The following is a 20,393-nucleotide window of genomic DNA, read 5'->3' on the forward strand; positions in this document are numbered from 1 at the left end:
TGGTTAGGAGTTAGATAACTCAATACGCTATGGTCAGATCCGTGACTGAAGGAGCTGTGATCGAGGACCGGGCGGTCTCGTTGTGCGGGTTTCGGCAGTGCCGGGCGCCGTTGCCGCCACCGGGGCCGCGCGGTGGCCGCCCGTTCGAGTTCTGCCCGGATCGGCGCTGGCCCGGGGACCGCACGTGCAAGCAGCTCGCCGCAGCGGATCAGGCGTTGCGGGACGCGCTCGGCGACTCGGCGCCGCACACGGGGCTGACGGAGGCGGCTAGTGAGTTCGTCCGGGCCGCCGCGGAGCTGGGTGAGCCGCTGCAGACGCTGCGCAACGCGCTCGACAGCGTCGCCGCGCGCGCCCAGGACGAGGTCACCGCCGCACTCGCCCGCGCCGAAACCGCGGAAGCCCGCGCTGTGGAGGCCGACGGGCTGCGCCAGGCGGCGGAAGCCCGCGCCACGGAAGCCGAAGAAACCAGAGCCGCCGCGCAAGCCCACGCCCGAGAGGAGGAAACGCGCGCCGACGCCGCGGCGGAGACTGCGGCGGCCGCGGTGACGGCTCGCGCAACCGCCGAACTGGACCGGGCCCGCGCCGAAGCCGCCGCGGCCGCCGCCACGGAACGGGCCGAGCAGGCGAGCGCCGACGTCCGGGCCGAACGGGCCCGAGCCGACACCCTGGCCGCCGACCTCGCCCAGCGTGCGCAGGAGCTCGCCGTCCGCACCACTGAACGCGACGCCGCCCTCGACACCCTCACCGAGGCTCGCGCGCAGCTCGACGACGCCCGTGAAGCCCTCCTGGCCGCCGACGAAACCCGCGAGGCACTCACCGCCCAGCTCACCGCCGCCCGCACGCGCGCCGACGACTTGGCCACCCGCCTCCAGACGGCCCTGACCGATCACCACAGCGCCACGACCGCCGCCGCCGAGGCTCGCGCCGAGCACCACCGCCGGACGGCTGTCCTCACCACCCGCCTCGACGACGCCGCCTCCCGGCTCACCCGGGAGGCCGAGGCCCACACGGCGCTACGGGCCCGGCTGTCCCGGGTCCACCGGCTCGCCCTGACCGGCCCCGCCGAGGGCACCGATCTGCGCGCCGCCCTGCTCGCGGAGCTGCTGGACGTCCCCGCCGACCCCCCGAGGCCCTGACCTCGAAGTTTTCACCGGTACCACGTCCGTCCTTGTGACCATGCCCGCGTGAGCGGGACATTGGCCGAACCGGACACGGGGAAGGAGAACGTGATGACCGGGCAAGCACCGCAAGTGACAGCGGATCCGACGTTCTACCGCAGCCCCGGCGACGCGATCGCGGCCCCGCCGGAGACGCTCGCGTACGTCGTGGCGTTCGACCGGACGGGCCGCACGCCGGACGTCTTGGCGACCGTCGACGTCGATCCCGGGTCGGGCACCTACGGCAGCGTGGTCGGCTGGTCGGAGCTGCCGACCACCGGTGACGAGCTGCACCACTTCGGGTGGAACGCGTGCAGCAGCGCGTTCGCGCACGCCGGACACGATCCGAACGGCCTGCGCCGTCGGTTCCTGCTGCTGCCCGGGCTGCGCTCGTCCAACATCCACGTCTTCGACACCGAGCCCGACCCGCGCCGTCCCGTGCTGCACAAGACGGTGACCGCGGCGGAACTCGCCGAGAAAGCCGGGTACTCCCGCCCGCACACGTCGCACTGCGGCCCGGACGGCGTCTACCTCTCGTGCCTCGGCGCCGGGGACGGTTCCGGTGGTCCGGGCGGGATCGCGTTGCTCGACCACGACACGTTCGACGTGATCCGCGCGTGGGAGACGGATCGGGGCCCGCAGTACCTCGCGTACGACGCGTGGTGGCACCTGAACCAAAACACCCTGATCAGCAGCGAGTGGGGCACGCCCGCGATGATCGAGGACGGGATCAACCCCGAGCTGCTGCTGGGGCACAAGTACGGGCACGCGCTGCACTTCTGGGATCTGGCCGAGGGTCGCCACCTCCAGAGCGTCGACCTGGGCGAGCAGCACCAGATGGTGCTCGAGCTGCGCCCGTCGCACGATCCGGAGGCCACGTGGGGGTTCGTCGGGGTGGTGGTGTCCACCGAGGACCTGTCGGCGTCGGTGTGGCGCTGGCACCGCGACGGCGGCACGTGGGCAGCGGACAAGGTGATCACCGTGCCGGCCGAGCCCGCGGACCCCGCGGATCTGCCACCGGCGTTGCAGCCGTTCGGCGCCGTGCCGCCGTTGATCACCGACATCGCGCTCACCGTGGACGACCGGTTCCTGTACGTGTCCTGCTGGGGCACCGGGGAGTTCAAGCAGTTCGACGTCAGCGATCCGGCCCATCCGCGGGAGACCGGTTCGGTGCGGCTCGGGGGTATCGCCGGCCGGGTGCCGCATCCGGCCGCGCCGTCGCTGCGGCTCTTGGGTGGTCCACAAATGGTCGAGGTGAGCCGCGACGGCCGTCGGATCTACCTCACCAACTCGCTCTACGGCTCGTGGGACGACCAGTTCTACCCGGAGGGCGTCGGGGCGTGGCTGGCGAAGCTCGAAACCGATCCCGACGCGGGCGGGGGCCTGCGTGTCGACGGGAAGTGTTTCCTGCACGGCGACGACTTCCGGGGCTTGCGGCCGCACCAGATCCGCTTGGAGGGCGGCGACGCTTCGTCCGACTCGTACTGCTTCCGCTGACGGTCAGCCGAGCGCGCTGAAGGGCGTGTCGCACAGGCTGCAGGTGATCGGGCCCAGTGCCAGCACGGACCGGGCCGCGCGGACCCGGCGTGGTGGCTCGCAGGCGCACACGGCGGCGACGTAGTTCGGCCCGCCGCGGTGTGCGCCGCGGCCGTCGACGGGGGCGATGACCACCGGTGCCGGCGCGACGGTGACCGGCTCGGGCGAATCCGGATCCGGCGGCTGCGCGCCGGGGGCCTGGGCCCGCAGCGCGACCTCGTGCTCGGTGTGCCGCCATACCGTCAGGGCCTGCTCCAGCACCCGGAGGTGCTGGGCGTAGGACTCGATCGTCGCGGGCAGGGCGGTGGTGGCGGACCAGCCGATGCGGTCGGCCTGTTCGGCACGGACGCCGACCTCGCGGGCGAGGGTGGCGAAACGTTTGTTGTGGTAGCGCCCGTCGCTGACGTCGACGATGTCGCGCGTGGCGGCTAGCCCGTGGGCGGCTTCGTGCAACGTGGTAGCGAGCAGGTCGGCCACGGGCCGGCGGAGCCCTTCGGCACAGAGGAAGAACTCGGCGCGCGGTTCGACCCCGTCGCCGACATGCCAGCGCGAACGGGCGAAGTGGCCGTGGATCTCGGTGGTGGTCCCCATCGTGCCGGACGCGAGCACGAGGATCGCTTCGGGCACGTCGGGGCGGCGGCGGCGGATCTCTGCCTACAGCTGTTCCATCGCGTGCATCACCCGGGTCGTCGGGCCGAAGACGGTGTCCACGCGGCCGATCTTCCCGCTTAAGCGGTAATCCGGCTCAGCGGGCGAGGCCGGCCTCGCAACGGCCGTGACGTCAGCGCAGGTGCGGGCTGTGAGGGGTGCGGTGATCTCGTTTCGCACGCGGTCGAGGACTTCCCTCAGCTCGGCCGGCTTGGTGCGGCCTTCGGCGGTGAGGGTGATGACGTTGCGGCGCCGGTCGGCCGGATCGGCTTCGCGCAGCACCAGGCCGGCGTCGGCGAGTTCGGTCACGGCTTCCACGACGTAGCTGCGGTCGATGCGGCACCGCCGGCCGAGCGCCGCCTGGCTCGCGGGGCCGAACTCCTCGACAGCGGCGAGCGGTGGGTAGCGGTCCCGCCGGAATTCTGCGGTGCTGATCGCGTCGGTGAGCACCCGCGCGACCTGGGTCGCGAGCTGGGTGACGAGCCAGCTGGGCCGGCTGTGCAACAGGGTGGGGACGCGGTTGTCCCCCGGATTCCGCATGCGCAGAGGGTAAGTGATCGCCCGCAGCGAACCGGCCACGCCGTGAGCGAACGAAGGTCCCGTGGACGCGGTGGAGCTCCTACGTTCGGTGCGGTCAGGGATCACGAGACAGGCAGGAGGCGACGATGATGTTGACGGCGGTGCCCGAGTTGCACGCGGGCGGCCAGCAGGCGAACGAGTCGGTGTACGAGCAGTTGTTGCGGGACCGCATCGTGTTCCTGGGCAGCGAGGTGAACGACGAGGTGGCGAATCGCATCACGGCGCAGCTGTTGCTGCTGGCGGCTGACGACGCGGAGCGCGACATCACGTTCTACATCAACTCGCCCGGGGGTTCGGTGACGGCGGGGATGGCGATCTACGACACGATGCAGCTGGTGAAGCCGGACGTGGCCACGTGGGGGCTGGGGTTCGTGGCGTCGATGGGGCAGTTCCTGCTGTCCTCGGGCACACCGGGCAAGCGCCACCTGCTGCCGAACGCCCGGGTCGTGATGCACCAGCCCTCGGCGGGGATCTCGGGGGCGGCGAGCGACATCGCGATCCAGGCCGAGGTGTTCGGGAAGATGAAGCGCCGCATCGCGGAGCTCACGGCGGCCCAGACCGGGCAACCGGTCGACCGCATCACCGCCGACGCCGACCGCGACCGCTGGTTCGACGCCGATGAGGCGCTCGCTTACGGATTCGTGGACCACATCGCCGGCGCCGACCAGGCGGTGACGGCCTGACCGGCCGAGCCACGGCCGTGGGCTGAGCCCTGGCGGGCGTGCCCGCGGTTTCGTCGCCGGGCTCGGTCGGGGCGGCTTCGTCGCGGCCGAGCCCGGCGAGCGGGTCTTGGCGGGGCGCCGGTTCGCAGGCGTCGGCCGGTTCCTTTCCCCGGTGGCCGGGGTCTACCTCGTCGAACCCCGCGGACCGCCACGGTGGCGGCCCGCGGTGAAACGAGGAGAGAGGTGGTCGCCGTGAGAATTCCCGCCACCATGCGGGCCCTTCAGCAGACGTCGCTGCTGGGCCCGCGCGACGCTCGTCTGATCACCGACGCGCCGGTGCCGCACCCGGGCTGGGGTGAAGTTCTGGTCCGGGTCACCGTCGCCGGGGTCAATTTCGCGGACGTGTCGAAGGCGTGCGGAGTGTTTCGGGGTGGCCCGCGCCCGCCGTACGTGGCGGGGTTCGAGGCCGCCGGCGAGGTCGTGGCGCTGGGCGAGGCGGTGACCGGTCCGGCTCCGGGCACGCTCGTCGTCGGCGTCGGCGACGGGGCGTTCGCCGAGTACGTGGTCCTGCCCTCGGCCGGGGCGATGCCCGTGCCGGCCGGGTGGACGGCCGAGCAGGCGCTGGGCCTGGTGGTGAACTGGCCGACCGCGCTGGCCGCGCTCAGGCCCCTGGGTGGCCTCGCCGCCGGGCAGACCGTGCTCATCCACGCCGCGGCGGGCGCGACCGGCCAGGCCACGGTGGTACTGGCCAAGCACTACGGCGCGACGGTCGTGGCCACCGCGTCGCCGGGCAAGCACGAGACGGTGCGGGCGCTGGGCGCGGATCACGTCCTGGACTCCCGCGACGGCGACCTCGCGGCCGGGGTGCGCCGGCTGACCGGGGGCACCGGTGCCGATCTGGTGCTCGAGTCGGCGGGTGGTGCCACGTTCGCCGCGAGCTTGGCCGCCGCCAAGCGGGTCACGGGACGGGTCGTCGTCTACGGCATGGCGGGCGGGGAAGCCGCGATCACCAACTGGCAGCTGGTGTACGAGCACCAGGTCCATCTCGTCGGCCTCAACCTCGGCGTGCTGATGCAGGCCGCGCCGGAGATCTTCGGCGAGGTCCTGCGTGAGCTGTCCGCTCTTGTCTCGGCCGGAGTTCTCGCCCCTGCCCAGCCCACCGTGTACGAGTTGGCCGATGGTCCGAAGGCGCTCGCGGAGTTGGCGGCCCGCGCGACCGTCGGCAAACTGGCGCTGCGGCCCTGACCTGGGTTTCGATTCCTTCGCGCCACTGCCCCGGTCGTACTGGGTGACGGCCCCGGCGGGCGGGGCTGCCGGCGAACGAGGAGCAGCGCATGGCGAACGAGCGATCCACGGCCGGGCACCACCCGGATGCGTCCGGAGCGGGCTCGGCGCGGCCTGGGCTCGCGGCATGACGGCGCGCGTGCGGGAGGCGGCGGACCCGGACCGGTTCGCCGCCGAAACCGAGCGGTTCCGCCGGGAGCTGGTGGCGCACTGCTACCGCATGGTCGGCTCGGCGCACGACGCCGAGGATCTGGTGCAGGAGACCTACCTGCGGGCGTGGCGGGCATACAGCGGTTTCGAGGGCCGCGCGTCGGTCCGGTCGTGGCTGTACAAGATCGCCACCAACGTCTGCCTGACCGCGGTGCGGCCGCGCCGGATGCGGGTGCTGCCCTCGGGCCTGACCGGACCGCAAGCCACGCCCGATCGCCCGCCTCGTCCGGTGCCGCCGGGGGAGGTCGCGTGGCTGGAACCGGTGCCGGACACCTGGCCGGCCGAAGATCCGGCGGCCGCGGTGATCGCGCGCGAATCGATCCGGCTGGCGCTGGTCGCGAGCCTGCAGCACTTGCCCGCCCGGCAGCGCGCGATCCTGCTCCTGCGCGAGGTGCTGGCCTTCACTGCGGCCGAAACCGCGCAGATCCTGGGCACCACCACGGTGGCGGTGAAGAGCGGCCTGCAGCGTGCCCGAGCCCGGCTGGCCGAGCTGGAGCCCGAACCCGAGGACCTGCTCGAACCGGCCGACCCGCGGGCTCGCGCGTTGCTGGAGGGCTACGTCGCGGCGTTCGAGCGCTCCGACGCAGGTCTGCTCGAACACGTGCTGCGCGCGGACGCCACGCTGGAGGCGACGCCGTTTCGCGACTGGCAGGCGGGCCGGGCGAACTGCCTCCGCGTGCTCGACGCGTATGTGCTGGGCGCGCCGGGTGACTGGCGGATGCTGCCCACCACGGCCAACGGCCAGCCCGCGGTCGTCGCGTACCACCGGGACGCCGGTGGCGTGCTGCGCGCGCACGACGTCGTGGTGCTGGCCGCCACCGCAACCGGGATCTCGCGGGTGGTCGCGTTCCACGATCCGGCGCTGGTCGCCCTGTTCGGCTTCCCGGACGCGCTCACCGGCTGATCCGGAGCGTCACGCGGGCAGGCGGGTGCGGTAGTGCTGGGGGCTGCGGCCGTATTCGCGTTTGAACGCGGCGCTGAGCGCGAAGGCGCTGCCGTAGCCGACCTGGCGGGCGATGGCGCCAATGGTGGCGTCGGGGTGCCGGCGCAGCAGGTCGGCGACGAGGGCGAGGCGGAAGGTGGCAAGGTAGGCCATCGGGGGTTCGCCGACGGCGCTGCTGAAGCGGCGGGCCAGCGCGGCGCGCGAGACGCCGGTTTCGCCGGCTGGCGCGGCGACCGTCCACGGGTGCGCGGGCCGGTCCTGCAGCAACCGCAGGGCACGGCCGGCGACGGGGTCGTCGTGGGCGCGGTACCAGGCCGGCGCGGCTGAGCCGGGGCGGGCGAACCAGGTGCGCAGCACGGCGATGAGCAGCAGGTCCAGCAGCCGGTCGAGGACCGCGACCTGGCCGGGTACGTCCTTGCCGGTTTCGCCGGCCAGCAGTGGCACGAGCGGGCTGTCCCACTCCGCCGCGCGGACGACGAGCACCTGCGGCAACGCGGTCAGCAGCCGCTTCGACACCTCGCCGACGTGGGGTAGGTGCCGGTGAGCAGCAGTGTGGTGCTTCCGGAGCCGCTGCCCCAGGTGCGGATGCCGGTGTCGACGAGGTCGGTGAGGTGCTCGCCGTCGGGGGTGCGGCACTGCCGGCCGGGCAGGATCACAGCCTGCGGCGGGGTCGCCGGGTCGTCGGCGAACAAGTGCAGGTCGGGGCCGCGGACGATGGCGACGTCACTGGCGCCGACCCGTGTGGCGTCGCCACCGTCGGGCACGAGCCAGGCTTCGCTGCTGACGACGGCGACGAGCGTCAGCGGTGCTTCGTCCTCGATGCGCAACGACCAGGGCGGGTTGAGCACCGAGCGCAGGAGGAACGCGCGGTGCGCGCGGGGGGCCGTCGAGGAGAGCCGCGAGCGGATCCATCGGGGAGGTGTAGACGCTGACGCATGGCATCGAGCCGCTGAGCCATGGAGCGTGTCATCGGTTCGGGCTTCCCTGGCAGTCATGACGAAAACGACTCTGGTTTTGGGCGGTACGGGCAAGACGGGGCGCCGGGTGACGCAGCGGCTGGCTGCGCGGGCGTCGAGTGCGGGCGGTGTCGCGCGGCAGCCGGCCGCGGTTCGACTGGGCGGACGAGATCACGTGGGCGCCGGTGCTCGAGGGGATCTCGGCGGTTTACGTGACCTTCTACCCGGACCTGGTGGTGCCGTGGGCGGCGCCGGTGATCCGGGCGTTCTGCGCCCGGGCGGTGCCGGCGGGGGTCGAGCGGATCGTGCTGCTGTCGGGGCGTGGCGAGGAGGACGCGGCCGCGAGTGAGCGGGTCGCCTGGTGCGAAGTGGACGGTGCTGCGGGCGAGTGGGTTCTTCCAGAGCTTCAGTGAGCACTTCTTCCTCGAGCCGGTGCTGGCGGGTGAGCTCGCCTTGCCGGCCGGGGCGGTGACTGAGCCGTTCGTGGACGCCGGCGACGTCGCCGACATCGCGGCCGAGGCCCTCACCACCGGTTCACTGGACGGGCAGACGCTGGAGCTGACCAGCCCGCGCCTGCTCACCTTACGCGACGTCGTCGCGGAAATCTCCGCCGCGACAGGACGGAATGTCCGCTACCGTCCGGTTTCGCCGGGTGGGTTCGTGCGGCTCACGACCGAGGGCGGGGTGCCGGCGGACGAGGCGCAGGTGCTAGTGGAGGTGTTCGCGCGGGTGCTGGACGGGCGCAACTCGCATGTCACCGGTGACGTGGAGCGGGTGCGGGGCGCCCGGCGCGCGATTTCGCCGACTACGCGCGGGCGAGCGCGGCAGCCGGCGTGTGGACGCGGTGACGGGACCCGGCCGGGGAGGGGAGCACGGGATGTCCACGGTGGCCGAGGTGGTGCTGGTGGTGGCGATCGTCGCGGCCGGGCTGATCGCGGGGTTGTTCTACTCCTACGCGGTGTCGGTGATGCCCGGCCTGGCGCGCCCCGACGATCACACGTTCGTGACGGCGATGCGGCAGATCAACATCGCGATCGTCAACGGCTGGTTCCTGCTGACGTTCCTGGGCGCACCGCTGCTGGTCGCGGCGGCGGTGGTGCTGGATGTGGTGGCGGGCGGGCGCGGGGCGCTGCCGTGGCTGGTCGCCGGGTGCGCGCTGCTGCTGGCGATGATCCTGATCTCGGCGGTGAAGAACATCCCGATGACCAACGCGCTGGAGCGCGGCACGGCGGGCCTGGCCGAGCCGGTTCGAGACGAGCTGGGTGCGCTGGAACCTGCTGCGAGCGTTCGTGTCGACGGGCGGGTTCGCGTGCCTGCTCGCCGGGTGGCTGGTGCGGGGAACCGGCTGAGGTGGGCCGGTTCCCCGCGGCCGGTCAGTCTGCGAGCCGGAAGTACAGGTCGGTCTCCCAGCGGGTGGCGTCGGGTTCGACGCGCGGGTCGGTGCGGTAGACCTCGAGCCGGCCGCTCCAGTGCTCGCCGTCCGCCGCCCGCCGGCGGTCCCAGCGCACGCCTTCACGCGCGCCCCAGTCGAGCACGGCTGCGGTGGCGGCGGCGAGGCCATCGGGCGCGCCGTGGTGGGTGGCCTTGACGTACTTCCCGCCCGGGACGACGGCGGTGAAGTACTCCTCACCCAGCTCCACCGGCTCGGTGACCGGGCACGCCCGCTTCGACGGTCAGGCTCGTCATGCCGGGGCCGAGCACGAGGTAGCGGACGAACGGTGCTCCGGCGGGCTCGACGCCGCGTTCGGCCAGCGCCGTGACGAGCGCCGCGATGCGGTGGGCGACCTCGCGCAACGCGTCCATTCCGACGGTCGCGCGTTAGCCGACGTAGGTCTGGTCTTCGCGGTCCACGAGGGACGGCATGGGACTTCTCCTCGGATCGGTTCTGATCGGAAGGGATCAGAGCATCGGGCGGACTTCGATGGTGCCGTAGGCGGCGGCGGGGTGGCGGGCGGCGATGTCGACGGCTTCGTCGAGGTCGCCGCATTCGATCACCGCGTAGCCGCCGATCTGTTCCTTGCTCTCGGTGAACGGGCCGTCGGACAGCAGTACGTCGCCGCCGCGGACGCGGACGGTGGTGGCGGTGGCGGGCGGGTGCAGGCCGCCTCCGCCGACGAGGATGCCGCGGGTGAGCAGGTCGTCGGACCAGCCGCCGCAGCCGGCGATCTTCTGTTCCTCGGTGGGTTCTTCCCCGGCGATCATCAGCAGGTAGCGCATCAGCGGGTCTCCTGGTTCTGCGTGAGGACTTCGGTCAGGCGGGTGGCGAAGGGTGCGGGCTCGGTCGCGAAGCCGCCGTGGTCGCCAGGGAATTCGACGGGGTCGAGCCCCAGCGCGTCGGCGAGGGCGAGGCCGGCGGTGTGGGCGGGGGTGCCGGCCGAGGTCGTGCCGACGCCGGCGACGATGCGGGTGCCGGCGGCGCGCAAGGCGGCGAGGTCGGGTTCCCAGGCACCGACGGCGGCCATGAGGTGACCGAAGAAGAACCCGAAGTTGGCGAACATCCGCTTGCCCTGTTCGAGCTGTTCGGGAGTCGGGTGCTGCGGGGGTGGCGGTGGGGTGAACCCGGTGGCGGTGAAGAACGCGCCCATCGCTGCTTCGACGCCGTGCTCGCGGTAGACAGCGGGGACGTCGGGGAAGTCGGCGAGCAGTTCGCCCAGGTAGCGGCTGATCGGCGGCTCGTGCGCGACGAGCGTGGCCACTTCGCCGGGATAGCGCTGGGTGTGCTCGAGCATGGTGATGGCACCGCCGCTGTTGGCGAACACCGCCGCGGGGCCGCCGCCGAGTTCGGTGAGCAGGCGGTGGACGTCTTCGGCGTGCTCGCCGACCAGGTCGGGCCCGGGTTCGCCGGTGATGGGGCTGCGGGAGAGGCCGCGCGGGTCGAAGGTGACGACGGTGTGGCGGTCGCTCAGCTGCGGGCGCAGCGCGGTGAACGCCGTGGCGTCGGCGGGCCCGCCGGGCACGAGCAGCAGCACGGGGCCGCTTCCTTCGACGTCGTAGGTGAGTTCGGCGCCGGGTACGCGCAGGGTTTGGGTGATCATCGCGGTCCTTCCGGTTCGCGGGTCGGTTCGTCCAGCCGACGAACGGGCGTGGCCGGGACCGACACTCCGGCGACGGGTTTCTCGGGATCTTCGGGAACTTCGGTGACTTCGCCGAGCCGGCGGCGCAGGTAGCTGCGTTCGGCGTCGGTGCGCGCCAGGGTGAGCGCGTCGGTGTAGGCGGCGTGGGCTTCGTCCGCGCGGCCGAGGCGGCGCAGGAAGTCGGCGCGGGTGGCGGGCAGGAGGTGGTAGCCGGCGAGGGTGCCGCGGGCGGTGAGGTCGTCGGCGAGCGCGAGGCCCACTTCGGCGCCGAAGGCCATGCCGGCGGCGACGGCGTGGTTGAGGTCCACGACGGGGGTCGGCAGGTGGCGGCGCAGTTCGCGGTAGAGGCCGGCGATCTGGGCCCAGTCGGTGTCGGCGGCGCGGGCCGCGGTGGCGTGGCAGGCGGCGATGGCGGCCTGCACCTGGTAGGGGCCGGGGGTGTGGCGGCGCAACGCGGCTTCCAGCAAGCTCGTGCCTTCGGTGATCGCTTCGCTGTCCCAGCGGCCGCGGTCTTGTTCCTCCAGCGGCACCAGTTCGCCGGTCGCGCTGACGCGGGTGGCGCGGCGAGCGTGCTGGAGCAGCATGAGGGCCAGCAGGCCGGTGACTTCGGGTTCGTCGGGCATCAGGTGGGCGAGCACGCGGGCCAGGCGCAGCGCCTCGGTGGCGAGGTCGGGGCGTTGCAGGTCGGGGCCGGCGCTGGCCGTGTAGCCCTCGTTGAACAGCAGGTACAGCACGCCGAGCACGGCCGCGGTGCGTTCGGGCAGCAGGTGCGCGGGTGGGACGCGGTAGGGGATGCCGGCGGTGCGGATCTTGCGCTTCACCCGCACGAGCCGCTGGGACATGGTGGCTTCGGGGACGAGGAACGCGCGCGCGATTTCGGCGGTGGTGAGCCCGGTCAGGGTCCGCAGCGCGAGCGCGACCTGTGCTTCGACGGCGAGCGCCGGGTGACAGCACGTGAAGATCAGCCGCAGCCGGTCGTCGGTCACGCCGCTGTCGTCGGGTTCGGCGGTGTTCGGCTCTTCGTGGACGTTCATGCGGGCGGCCTCCCGGAGCTTGCCCGCGCCGACGGCGTCGCGGCGCAGCCGGTCGACGGCGCGGTGGCGGGCGGCGGTGGTGAGCCAGGCCCCGGGGCGGGCGGGGATGCCGTCGCGCGGCCAGGTGCGCACGGCGAGGGCGAAGGCGTCCTGGGCGCACTCCTCGGCGAGGTCCCAGTCGCCGGTGACCCGGATGAGGGTGGCCACAACGAGTGACCACTCCTCCCGGAACGCCCGGGCGACCGCGGCGTCGACGTCGGTGTGCCTCTCGTCCACCCCAGCTCCCTTCGGTTTGCCGGCTCGTACCCGCTCGACGAACGGCGTCCGGCGAAACCGACATCCGGCTCGAACCTAAACCGGGGGACCGACAGTCTCCACCGGGTCAGCGGCGCTCGACGAGCTGTTCCACCCCGTCGAGGATGCAGGCGAGCCCGAAGCGGAAGTGGTGTTCGGGGTCGGAGGCGGCGTTGTGGGCCTCGCCGGCGGCGGAACCCACGCGGCTGGCGCGCGGGAAGTTCGCGGCGTCGGCGCGGGGGATCTCGCCGAGGACGGGGGCGCTGCGAGCCCACCACTCGGCGTCGGTGAGGCCGCTGCGGCGCACGAGCCGCACCGCGTCGACCGATCCGCGGGCGGCGCCGTGCACGAACCCGGTCACGAGGGTGACGACCGCGTCGAGCTCGAGGTCGTCCAGGTCCAGCTCGTCGAGCGCGGTGAGCTCGCGTTCGTACTTGGCGAAGGTGTTCGGCCCGAGCGGCGGGCGGCCGGCGGTGATCTGCAGCAGCCACGGGTGGCGGTGGTAGAGCCGCCACTGGTCTTCGGCCACGGCGGTGATCGCGTCGCGCCAGCCGGTGTCGGGCAGTTCGGCGGTGAGCTCACCGTGAGCGGTGTCGAGCATGAGGTCGATGAGCTCGGCGCGGCCGGGTACGTAGGTGTAGATCGACATCGGGGCGACACTCAGCTCGTCGGCGACGCGGCGCATGGTCACCGCGTCGAGGCCGTCGTGGTCGGCCAGGCGCATCGCGGTGGTGACCACCTCGGCGACGGTGAGCTTGGGTTTCGGGCCGCGCCGGGGCGGTCCGGGCACACCCCAGAGCAGCTCGATCGTGCGCCGCGGGTCGCCGCCGCCGGTGTACTCCGTGCTCATCCCCGTATTCTGCCCCGTACTTCGCCGTACGCAGTACAGAGTTTAGGTGTCATCTCGGTACGACGCACGAAAACGGAGCCTTCGGTGATCATGGCGCCGGCAGCGCGGGGACTGTTCGGGAATCCGGTGGGAACAGGGAGTCGTGGGCGGTGCAGCACGCGGCGCCGATGTTCCTGCTGTCGCTGCGCCGGTACGGGAGGGGGCCGCTGAGCGCCGTGCTCGTCGGACCCGGGTCCGTGGTGTTCTGGTGCCGCGCCGGCGGTGGAGGTCGTGCTGCCCGAAGGGCTGCGCACAGTGCCAGCGGTGCGGCTGCCGGTCGCCAGTGCGCTCGCACCGCTGCGCGACCTGCCGGGTGCGTCCGCGCGGTGCTGGGCGCTCGCCGCGGACGAGGGCGCGCAGCTGGCCGAGGTGGGGTGGAACGGACCGCTGGAGCCGGACAAGGAGCGGTGGCTGCGCCGGCTCGCCGACGCAATGCCCTGCATGCGTACGCCGTTCCGCTTCCCGGTGACCTGGCTTACTGAGCAGTTCCCGCTGCTACGGCGGTTCCTCGACGGCGCCGTGAAGCCACTGACACCGCTCGACGCGGTAAGCGCGGTCCTCTCCGGGACGACCGAAGTGGACAGTGCCGAGATCGAGGTGATCAGCTCCGGCCGGCCCGCGGCGTTGCGCGGGCGGCTCACCCGAGCGCCGGACGTGGTGGAACCACCGGCGGGCTGACGGCGACGCTGCGGGACTACCAGCTGCGCGGTCTGCACTGGCTCGACACTGTGACCTCACTGGGGCTGGGCGGCTGCCTGGCCGACGACATGGGCCTGGGCAAGACGCTCACCCTGATCGCGCTGCACCTGCGCCGCGCGAGCGGGTCGACGCTGGTGGTGTACCCGGCCTCGCTGCTGGGCGCGTGGGAGGCCGAGATCCGCCGCGTGCCGCTGCTGCCGGGCATCGGCGACCTCGATCCGGAGTGCGAGCGCCGGATTCGAGCTGACGTGCCGGGGCGCGGCCGCGTTGGACCACCCATTCCTGCTGTCGCACGCGGCCGCACCGAGGTCGAAGTGCCGCCGGCACTCGGTGGCCGGCCGAGGGGGTGCTCGCCGCCGGCGCCTACGCCCGGGTGGTGCCGCCGTTGCCGGACTGGCCGAGTTCCGGCCGGTGCGGCGTCAGGCGTGGGTGCCGCCGTCGATGCGGATCTCGGTGCCGGTGATGAACTCGCCGTCGTCCGACGCCAGCATCGCCACGACGCCCGCGACCGACTCGGGCCGCCCGACCGGGTTGCCGACGGGGGTGGCGAGGTCGGTGGGCAGGATCGGCAGCAGCTTGCCGAACAGCGCCCAGTCGACGTCCTGGGGCATCCAGGTGCCCGCGTTGTCGGTGATGCCGCTCTTCACGCTGCCCGGGGCGACGCTGACCGCCCGCACGCCCTGTTTGCTGTACTCCAGCGCCAGCGAGTGGGTGAAGGCCTGGATGCCGCCCTTGCTCGCCGCGTATGCCGCCATGTAGGGGTGCGCGAACCCCGCCGAGGTCGAGCTGAAGTTGATCACCACGCTCTTCCCGGCGGCAATCAGCGCGGGCAGCGCTTCACGCGTGACCAGGAACGTGCCGGTGAGGTTCACCGCGACGATCTGGTTCCAGAACTGCAGCGACGTCTCGTGCGTGTGCGAGGCCTGCAGGATGCCGGCGGCGTTGACGAGCACGTCGAGCCCGCCGAGGTGCTCCACGGCCTTCTTCGTGCCCTGCACGACCGACTCCTCCTCGGCCACGTCCATCGCGTAGGTCGTGAGGTCGCCGTCGCCGGCGAGCTCGGCTGTGCCCGCGACGCCCTCTTCGGACACGTCGGTGGCGACCACCCGCGCGCCTTCCTCGAGCAGCCGCAGCGTCGTCGCGCGCCCGATCCCGGATCCGGCGCCCGTCACGAGGATCCGGCGTTCGTGCAAGCGGGTCATCGTCCTCCCTTCACTCGGTCCGACGATCACCGTACCGACTTCACCACTGCCTGCCACGCGTCAGTTTCGCCGGTTCCGGCGTCGACACGTCCCGATCCGGGACTGCACGAGGTCTTCGTCCGGAGCGGGCAGGGGGTTCTCGTAGTGCATCGCGTGCACGGCGACCTCTGATCGTCGGCCTCGCACTGCGACGACTCAAACCAGGACGACTCGGCACCGGGAGGCGGGGCATGCAGGCATGTTCATCGGAGCCGGCGAGATCACGGCGGCGATCGTGACCGGGGCTGAGCGAAGGTGTCGCCGAGCCGCCGCAGCTGTTCCTGTCACCGCGGGGCGGACGGTGGGCAGGCAGCTGGCGCAGCGGTTCTCCAACGTGCGGGTCTGTGCCGGCAACCAGGACGCGCTCGACAACGCGACCGTGATCGTCCTCGGGGTGCGGCCGGCGGTGGCGCGCGAGGTCGTGGGGGAGCTGCGGTTCCGGCCCCACACGGGGTTCTCAGCGCACTGGCCGGCATCCCACTGGCCACGCTGGGGGAGTTGGCCGCACCCGCGGAAACGGTGGTGCGGACCATTCCGTCGCCGCCATAGTCTCACCGCGTTCTATCCCGACGATCCGGTCGCGCGCGAGGTCTGCGAGCAGGTACGGGGTGTGGCGTGCCTGGTGACGAGGCGGCGCTGGACGCGTTCAGCACCGCGACGGCGACCTTCGCCGCGCACCTGGACTTCCTCGCCACCATCGCGGGCCGGCTCGCGGACCACGGTGTCGCACCGGAGCTGGCCGACGGCTTCGTGACCGACGCCTTCGGCCAGCTCGGCCAATCGCTGGGCACCGATTCGCTCGCCGCGATGACGGCGAAGCACACGACGCCGGGCGGGATCGGCGAACAGCTCAACACGGTCCTGCGGGAGGCGGGCGTGCCCGCCGCCGTGCGCCACGCGCTCGACGGGTGTGCTCGCCCGCCTCGCGGCTAGTTCTCCTTGGTGGCCAGCAGATACGCTTGCGGGGTCTGGTACGGCGGTTCCTCCTTGGAGATCAGCCGCGCATCGATCGTGAACCCGGCGTCGGTCAGCAGCCCGGCGACGAAGTCGGGGTCGAGCCGGTAGGCGTCGAGCGAGAGGTTGTCGTGGCCGTAGGCGTTGGTGATGTGCCGGCGTTCGGTACCGAGCTGGAACCCCGTGAGCAGCCGGCCGCCAGGCTCCAGCACGCGGGCCAGCTCCGCGACCAGCACCGGCAGCCGCTCCGGCGGTGTGTGGATCAGCGAGTACCACGCGAGCGCACCGGGCAGCGACGCGTCCGCGAGCGGCAGCGCGGCCAGCGATCCGACCTCGAACTCCAGTCCCGGGTACGACTGGCGCGCGACCTCGATCATGCCGGGGGAAAGGTCGATCCCGAACGCGTCGAGCCCGTGCGCGGCGAGGTATCCGGTGACCCGGCCGGTGCCGCACCCGAGGTCGCCGACGCGCGCGCCCGCACCGACGAGTTCGGTGAACGTGTCCAGCATCGCCCGCTCCCACGGGCTCTCGGCGAGGGAATCCATCAGCAGTTCGTGGTAGGAGACGGCAACGGTGTTGTACGCGGTCCGGGTGGCGGACACGTAATCTGCGTCGGAGGAGGTGGTCATGACCGCGCAACCTATCGCGGCCGGGCACCCGTGTCCGCCGAACGCGCCGGCTACACGCGCGCGCGGTCGATGATCGCGGAAGTGTCCGTGCCCGCGGGCAGCGTGCCGAAAGCGATCCCCCAGTCACCGGCGAACCGCGTGGCGCAGAACGCTTCGGCCACCGCGCGGTCACCGTGGCGCACGAGCAGGGATCCCTGCAGCACCAACGCCATCGACTCCACCACGCGCCGCGCCCGGAACTCCAAACCGTCCGAATCGGACAGTTCCTTTTTCAACCAGTCCATGGCGTCGTCCAGCCGCGCGTCCCCACCCGAAGCCTGCTCGACTTCGGTGAAGAATGCCGCCACCGACTCGGGCTGGCGCGCCATGGCGCGCAACGCGTCGAGCGCCGCGACGTTGCCCGAACCCTCCCAGATGGACATCAGCGGCGCCTCGCGGTAGAGCCGCGGCATGCCCGACTCCTCGACGTACCCGTTGCCGCCGAAGCATTCCAGCGCCTCGGCCGCGTGCACCGGCGCCCGCTTGCACACCCAGTACTTCGTCACGGCCAGGCCGAGCCGGCGGAACGCCTGCTCCTGCTCGTCCCCGGGCCGGTCGCCCGCGGCGGCTAGGCGCAGCGCGACCGTCGCGGCCGCGTCGGACTCCACCACGAGGTCGGCCAGGACGTTCGCCATCAACGGCTGGTCCACCAGCGCCTTGCCGAACGCGTGGCGGTGCGTGGCGTGGTGTACCGCGCGCACCGCCCCGAGCCGCATGCTCGACGCGCTCCCGAGCGTGCAGTCCAGGCGCGTGTTGTTGACCATCTCGATGATCGTGCGCACGCCGCGGCCCTCTTCGCCGACGAGCCAGCCCACCGCGTTCTCGTACTCGATCTCCGAGGACGCGTTGGACCGGTTGCCCAGTTTGTCCTTCAACCGCTGCAACCGGATCGGGTTGCGGGTGCCATCGGGCAATACACGGGGGAGCAGGAAGCACGACAGGCCGCCGGGCGCCTGCGCGAGGGTGAGGAACAGGTCCGACATCGGGGCGGAGGTGAACCACTTGTGCCCGACGAGCCGGTAGCTGCCGTCGCCTGCCGGCGTGGCCGTGGTGGTGTTGGCCCGGACGTCGGAGCCGCCCTGCTTTTCCGTCATCGACATGCCCGCGATCAGGCCGCGCTTGGTGCTCGGCTCCCGCAGCCCGAAGTCGTACTCGGTCGCCGCCAGCAACGGCTCGTACTTCTCGGCGAGCTCCGGAGTGGCCCGCAACGTCGGGATCGCCGCGTAGGTCATCGAAATCGGGCACGTGTGCCCGGCCTCCACCTGGCCCCACACATACAGCTTCGCCGCGCGCGCCGCGTGCGCCCCGGCCCGGCTGTCGCGCCACGGCGCACCCTGCAGCCCGTGTGACACGGCGACGGTCATCAGCTCGTGCCAGTACGGGTGGAATTCCACCTCGTCGATCCGGTGGCCATAGCGGTCGTGCGTGCGCAGCACCGGCTCGTTCTCGTTGACGATCCGCCCCTGCTCCTGCGCGTGCTCACTCCCGGCGAGCCGGCCGAGCTCGTGGATCTCCTCGGCCGCCCAGCCCGCGTCCGCGCGATCCAGCGCCGACAGCAGCGCCGGATCGTCCGCGACGTCGTAGACCAACGGCGGCACCTGGTTCGTCACTTCATGCGTGGTGGACACCGCTACCTCCCAAGGCTCGGACGACGAACGTCCGCAACTCACCGACATCACTCACGTCACCACTGGTCAACGGGCCGATCAGCACCTCGGCCGCCGCGCCCACGAGCGCCGCCGCGGTGAGCACCGCGTCCTGCCCGGGCAGGGCACCGGACCGCACACCCGCGGTCACGTGCTCGGCCACCACATCGCGGAACGCGCGCCGGAACTCCAGCCGCTCCGCGTCGATCAACGCGTCCACCGGCTCGGCCAGCAGCGCGTACGCCAAGCGTGGCGCCTTCAACGCGCGCGCCGCGAACGTCTCGAACACCGCCGCCACCCGCGCAGCCGGCTCGCCCGGCCGCGCCGAGGCCGCCCGCACCGCCTCGACCTCCCGCGTCACGACCTGCCGGAACACCCGGACGACCAGCTCGGCCTTGGTGGGGAAGTGGCGGTACACCGTGCCCACGGCCACCCCCGCGCGTTCGGCCACCGCGGCCACGGAACATCCCGCGTACCCGTGCTCGGCCAGCTGCTCGACCGCCGCAGCGACGATTGCGTCGCGCAGCGCGTCGAGGCGCTCCTGCACCTTCGGGGTCCGGCGGTACGGCACGCCAAGAAGTGAACCATCGATTCATTACTTCGGTCAACCGTAGCGCTCCACCAGCTCACGCCCGAGCCGCGCCAGCTCAACCCGCACCTCGACCGGCCACGCCGGCCGGCGATCTCCCGCGCCAGCAGCGCGGCCGTCGGCGCCCCGAGTGACACCCGCACCCGGTCTCCGTGCCCGCCGGCCACCTCACCCATCACCCGGCACTGCCGCCCGAACTGCCGGCGAAGCCAGAGGAGCAGCGCCGGCGCCACGAGCACCCCGATAGCCGCCCGGCCCCGATGCCCTTCCACCTCGGCCACGACCCGCGCCCGCTCGGCCGGCGGATCCCCGGCCTGCCGCGCCGCCGCGTCCGTCACGGTCACCGCCGAGAGCCGGTTCACCCGCAACGTCCGCCGGCTCCGCGCAGTGCCCGCCACGACGTGCCAGACCCCTGCTTGTCCACGAGCCCCCACGGATCGACCAGGCGCTCGACCGGCTCACCACCCCAGCTCACGTACTCCAGCCGAACCTTCCGCCGGCTCACGGCGCCCGCTGCAGCACGTCCACGAACTCGGGCCGGCTCCGCTCACCCGCACCCCACACCCCCGGATCGAGCACCACCGATCCGGGAGCGGCTTCCGCGTCGGCCCGGAACGTCTCCGGCAACACCCCGCACCAGCTTCCGCAACGCCGACCGCACGTCAGGGGACACCCGACCCGCGGACCCCGCCAGCACGAACAACGCCTGCGCCTCGGCCGCCGTCAGCCCGCTCGAATCCATCCACGCCCCATCGACAAGCGCCACCCGCAGCCGCGCCCCGCCTACGGGGACCCGGGAACCCGACGGTGGCTGAAAAAATGCTCAGTGGGTGAGCACGCTTGCCCGGCATCCTGAGTCCACCGAGTCGAGAGGAGCTCACGATGTTGCGAGGCATGGCCACCTTGAACTTCTCCGCCGACGACCTGCCGGCGGCCCAGCGCTGGTACACCGACGTGCTCGGCCTCGAGCCCTACTTCACCCGCCCCGGCTACATCGAGTTCCGTCTCGGTGACAGCCAGGACGAACTCGGCATCGTCGACCGCCGGTACCTGCCCCCGGCACCCGACAAACCCGGGGGCGCCATCGTCTACTGGCACGTCGACGACCTGCCCGGCGCGCTGGACAAGCTCCTCGCAGCCGGCGCCACCGAACTCGACGGCATCCGCGAACGCGGCCACGGCTTCGTCACCGCCTCCATCGTCGACCCGTTCGGCAACATCCTCGGCATCATGACCAACCCGCACTACCTCGAAATGCTCGACTTGGCGTGACGCGGACAGCGCTGTGCCCCGGACCGGCGGTTCGCGGATCCGGGGCACAGCGCTGTCC

At 72.5% G+C, this 20,393-nt stretch carries 23 protein-coding genes and 4 pseudogenes; 11 read left to right on the top strand and 16 right to left on the bottom strand.

Going from position 1 to position 20,393, the window contains the following annotated elements:
* Window positions 1-41: 41 nt before the first annotated feature.
* Both I6J71_RS20745 and I6J71_RS20750 read left to right on the top strand, forming a co-directional pair.
* On the top strand, window positions 42-1,136 hold the full coding sequence (locus tag I6J71_RS20745) for a response regulator receiver protein (protein WP_204096216.1): 1,095 nt from the start codon (window positions 42-44) through the stop codon (window positions 1,134-1,136).
* Between the two features lie 48 nt (window positions 1,137-1,184).
* Window positions 1,185-2,654: a selenium-binding family protein gene (locus I6J71_RS20750; RefSeq protein WP_239155102.1), complete on the top strand. Its 1,470-nt coding sequence runs from the start codon at window positions 1,185-1,187 to the stop codon at window positions 2,652-2,654.
* 3 nt (window positions 2,655-2,657) lie between these two features.
* Here I6J71_RS20750 and I6J71_RS20755 read toward each other — a convergent pair whose 3' ends face one another.
* The gene (locus I6J71_RS20755) at window positions 2,658-3,320 is read right to left on the bottom strand and encodes a hypothetical protein (RefSeq protein WP_204096217.1); all 663 of its coding nucleotides are present in this window, start codon (window positions 3,318-3,320) and stop codon (window positions 2,658-2,660) included.
* Window positions 3,321-3,347: 27 nt separating this feature from the next.
* On the bottom strand, window positions 3,348-3,881 hold the full coding sequence (locus I6J71_RS20760; protein WP_204096218.1) for a MarR family winged helix-turn-helix transcriptional regulator: 534 nt from the start codon (window positions 3,879-3,881) through the stop codon (window positions 3,348-3,350).
* A gap of 125 nt (window positions 3,882-4,006) precedes the next feature.
* Between I6J71_RS20760 and I6J71_RS20765 the strand changes: the two genes are divergently transcribed.
* The 3 genes from I6J71_RS20765 (at window position 4,007) to I6J71_RS20775 (ending at window position 6,980) form a co-directional block, all read left to right on the top strand.
* Complete coding sequence (locus I6J71_RS20765; protein WP_204096219.1) at window positions 4,007-4,603, top strand: ClpP family protease; 597 nt, start codon at window positions 4,007-4,009, stop codon at window positions 4,601-4,603.
* A gap of 231 nt (window positions 4,604-4,834) precedes the next feature.
* Complete coding sequence (locus tag I6J71_RS20770) at window positions 4,835-5,827, top strand: zinc-binding dehydrogenase (RefSeq protein ID WP_239155104.1); 993 nt, start codon at window positions 4,835-4,837, stop codon at window positions 5,825-5,827.
* A gap of 166 nt (window positions 5,828-5,993) precedes the next feature.
* Window positions 5,994-6,980 (top strand): RNA polymerase subunit sigma-70, encoded by a 987-nt coding sequence (locus I6J71_RS20775; RefSeq protein ID WP_204096220.1) that lies wholly within the window; start codon window positions 5,994-5,996, stop codon window positions 6,978-6,980.
* A gap of 9 nt (window positions 6,981-6,989) precedes the next feature.
* On the opposite strand, the pseudogene I6J71_RS50880 reads toward I6J71_RS20775, so the two are convergent.
* Window positions 6,990-7,931: pseudogene (locus I6J71_RS50880) on the bottom strand (AraC family transcriptional regulator).
* Between the two features lie 172 nt (window positions 7,932-8,103).
* On the opposite strand from I6J71_RS50880, the gene I6J71_RS48515 reads away from it, so the two are divergent.
* Window positions 8,104-8,388 carry a hypothetical protein gene (locus I6J71_RS48515; RefSeq protein ID WP_239155106.1) on the top strand — a complete coding sequence of 95 codons (285 nt, stop codon included), beginning with the start codon at window positions 8,104-8,106 and terminating at the stop codon, window positions 8,386-8,388.
* Between the two features lie 580 nt (window positions 8,389-8,968).
* Here I6J71_RS48515 and I6J71_RS50885 read toward each other — a convergent pair.
* The 7 genes from I6J71_RS50885 to I6J71_RS20815 form a co-directional block, all read right to left on the bottom strand.
* Window positions 8,969-9,172, bottom strand: a complete 204-nt coding sequence (locus I6J71_RS50885; RefSeq protein ID WP_370542171.1) for a hypothetical protein — start codon at window positions 9,170-9,172, stop codon at window positions 8,969-8,971.
* A gap of 176 nt (window positions 9,173-9,348) precedes the next feature.
* A complete protein-coding gene (locus I6J71_RS48525) occupies window positions 9,349-9,615 on the bottom strand; it encodes a GyrI-like domain-containing protein (RefSeq protein WP_239155108.1) in 267 nt (88 codons plus the stop codon).
* Window positions 9,602-9,778, bottom strand: a complete 177-nt coding sequence (locus I6J71_RS48530) for a hypothetical protein (RefSeq protein ID WP_239155110.1) — start codon at window positions 9,776-9,778, stop codon at window positions 9,602-9,604. The genes I6J71_RS48525 and I6J71_RS48530 overlap by 14 nt, the downstream gene beginning before the upstream one ends.
* A gap of 96 nt (window positions 9,779-9,874) precedes the next feature.
* Entirely contained in the window at window positions 9,875-10,192 is a 318-nt protein-coding gene (locus I6J71_RS20800) for a YciI family protein (protein ID WP_204096221.1), read from the bottom strand.
* Complete coding sequence (locus tag I6J71_RS20805; protein ID WP_204096222.1) at window positions 10,192-11,010, bottom strand: alpha/beta fold hydrolase; 819 nt, start codon at window positions 11,008-11,010, stop codon at window positions 10,192-10,194. The genes I6J71_RS20800 and I6J71_RS20805 overlap by 1 nt, the downstream gene beginning before the upstream one ends.
* The gene (locus I6J71_RS20810; protein ID WP_204096223.1) at window positions 11,007-12,359 is read right to left on the bottom strand and encodes an RNA polymerase sigma factor; all 1,353 of its coding nucleotides are present in this window, start codon (window positions 12,357-12,359) and stop codon (window positions 11,007-11,009) included. The genes I6J71_RS20805 and I6J71_RS20810 overlap by 4 nt, the downstream gene beginning before the upstream one ends.
* A 106-nt stretch (window positions 12,360-12,465) precedes the next feature.
* The gene (locus I6J71_RS20815) at window positions 12,466-13,227 is read right to left on the bottom strand and encodes a TetR/AcrR family transcriptional regulator (protein WP_204096224.1); all 762 of its coding nucleotides are present in this window, start codon (window positions 13,225-13,227) and stop codon (window positions 12,466-12,468) included.
* 303 nt (window positions 13,228-13,530) lie between these two features.
* Here I6J71_RS20815 and I6J71_RS50890 point away from each other — a divergent pair, with 303 nt between their 5' ends.
* Both I6J71_RS50890 and I6J71_RS50895 read left to right on the top strand, forming a co-directional pair.
* Window positions 13,531-13,944 carry a hypothetical protein gene (locus I6J71_RS50890; RefSeq protein ID WP_370542172.1) on the top strand — a complete coding sequence of 138 codons (414 nt, stop codon included), beginning with the start codon at window positions 13,531-13,533 and terminating at the stop codon, window positions 13,942-13,944.
* Window positions 13,945-13,994: 50 nt separating this feature from the next.
* Window positions 13,995-14,090, top strand: a pseudogene (locus I6J71_RS50895) (SNF2-related protein); the annotation flags it as partial.
* Window positions 14,091-14,384: 294 nt separating this feature from the next.
* Here I6J71_RS50895 and I6J71_RS20825 read toward each other — a convergent pair.
* Window positions 14,385-15,167 carry an SDR family NAD(P)-dependent oxidoreductase gene (locus tag I6J71_RS20825; protein WP_204096225.1) on the bottom strand — a complete coding sequence of 261 codons (783 nt, stop codon included), beginning with the start codon at window positions 15,165-15,167 and terminating at the stop codon, window positions 14,385-14,387.
* Between the two features lie 238 nt (window positions 15,168-15,405).
* On the opposite strand from I6J71_RS20825, the pseudogene I6J71_RS48535 reads away from it, so the two are divergent.
* Together I6J71_RS48535 and I6J71_RS48540 are read left to right on the top strand one after the other, a co-directional pair.
* Window positions 15,406-15,579, top strand: a pseudogene (locus tag I6J71_RS48535) (pyrroline-5-carboxylate reductase); the annotation flags it as partial.
* 242 nt (window positions 15,580-15,821) lie between these two features.
* The gene (locus I6J71_RS48540; protein WP_239155665.1) at window positions 15,822-16,139 is read left to right on the top strand and encodes a hypothetical protein; all 318 of its coding nucleotides are present in this window, start codon (window positions 15,822-15,824) and stop codon (window positions 16,137-16,139) included.
* Here I6J71_RS48540 and I6J71_RS20835 read toward each other — a convergent pair.
* From I6J71_RS20835 to I6J71_RS49810, 5 genes and pseudogenes are all read right to left on the bottom strand, one after another.
* Entirely contained in the window at window positions 16,136-16,789 is a 654-nt protein-coding gene (locus I6J71_RS20835) for a bifunctional 2-polyprenyl-6-hydroxyphenol methylase/3-demethylubiquinol 3-O-methyltransferase UbiG (protein ID WP_204096226.1), read from the bottom strand. The genes I6J71_RS48540 and I6J71_RS20835 overlap by 4 nt on opposite strands.
* A 50-nt stretch (window positions 16,790-16,839) precedes the next feature.
* Window positions 16,840-18,456 carry an acyl-CoA dehydrogenase family protein gene (locus I6J71_RS20840; RefSeq protein WP_204096227.1) on the bottom strand — a complete coding sequence of 539 codons (1,617 nt, stop codon included), beginning with the start codon at window positions 18,454-18,456 and terminating at the stop codon, window positions 16,840-16,842.
* A complete protein-coding gene (locus I6J71_RS20845; RefSeq protein WP_204096228.1) occupies window positions 18,440-19,045 on the bottom strand; it encodes a TetR/AcrR family transcriptional regulator in 606 nt (201 codons plus the stop codon). The genes I6J71_RS20840 and I6J71_RS20845 overlap by 17 nt, the downstream gene beginning before the upstream one ends.
* A 164-nt stretch (window positions 19,046-19,209) precedes the next feature.
* A pseudogene (locus tag I6J71_RS50900) lies at window positions 19,210-19,568 on the bottom strand (WYL domain-containing protein); the annotation flags it as partial.
* Window positions 19,565-19,690, bottom strand: coding sequence for a hypothetical protein (locus tag I6J71_RS49810; RefSeq protein WP_255570892.1), 126 nt, complete (start codon window positions 19,688-19,690; stop codon window positions 19,565-19,567). The gene I6J71_RS49810 and the pseudogene I6J71_RS50900, both read right to left, overlap by 4 nt.
* Window positions 19,691-19,945: 255 nt before the next feature.
* Between I6J71_RS49810 and I6J71_RS20850 the strand changes: the two genes are divergently transcribed.
* Complete coding sequence (locus I6J71_RS20850; RefSeq protein WP_204096229.1) at window positions 19,946-20,335, top strand: VOC family protein; 390 nt, start codon at window positions 19,946-19,948, stop codon at window positions 20,333-20,335.
* The last annotated feature ends 58 nt before the right edge of the window (window positions 20,336-20,393 follow it).

Source organism: Amycolatopsis sp. FDAARGOS 1241, from assembly GCF_016889705.1.
GTDB lineage: Bacteria > Actinomycetota > Actinomycetes > Mycobacteriales > Pseudonocardiaceae > Amycolatopsis.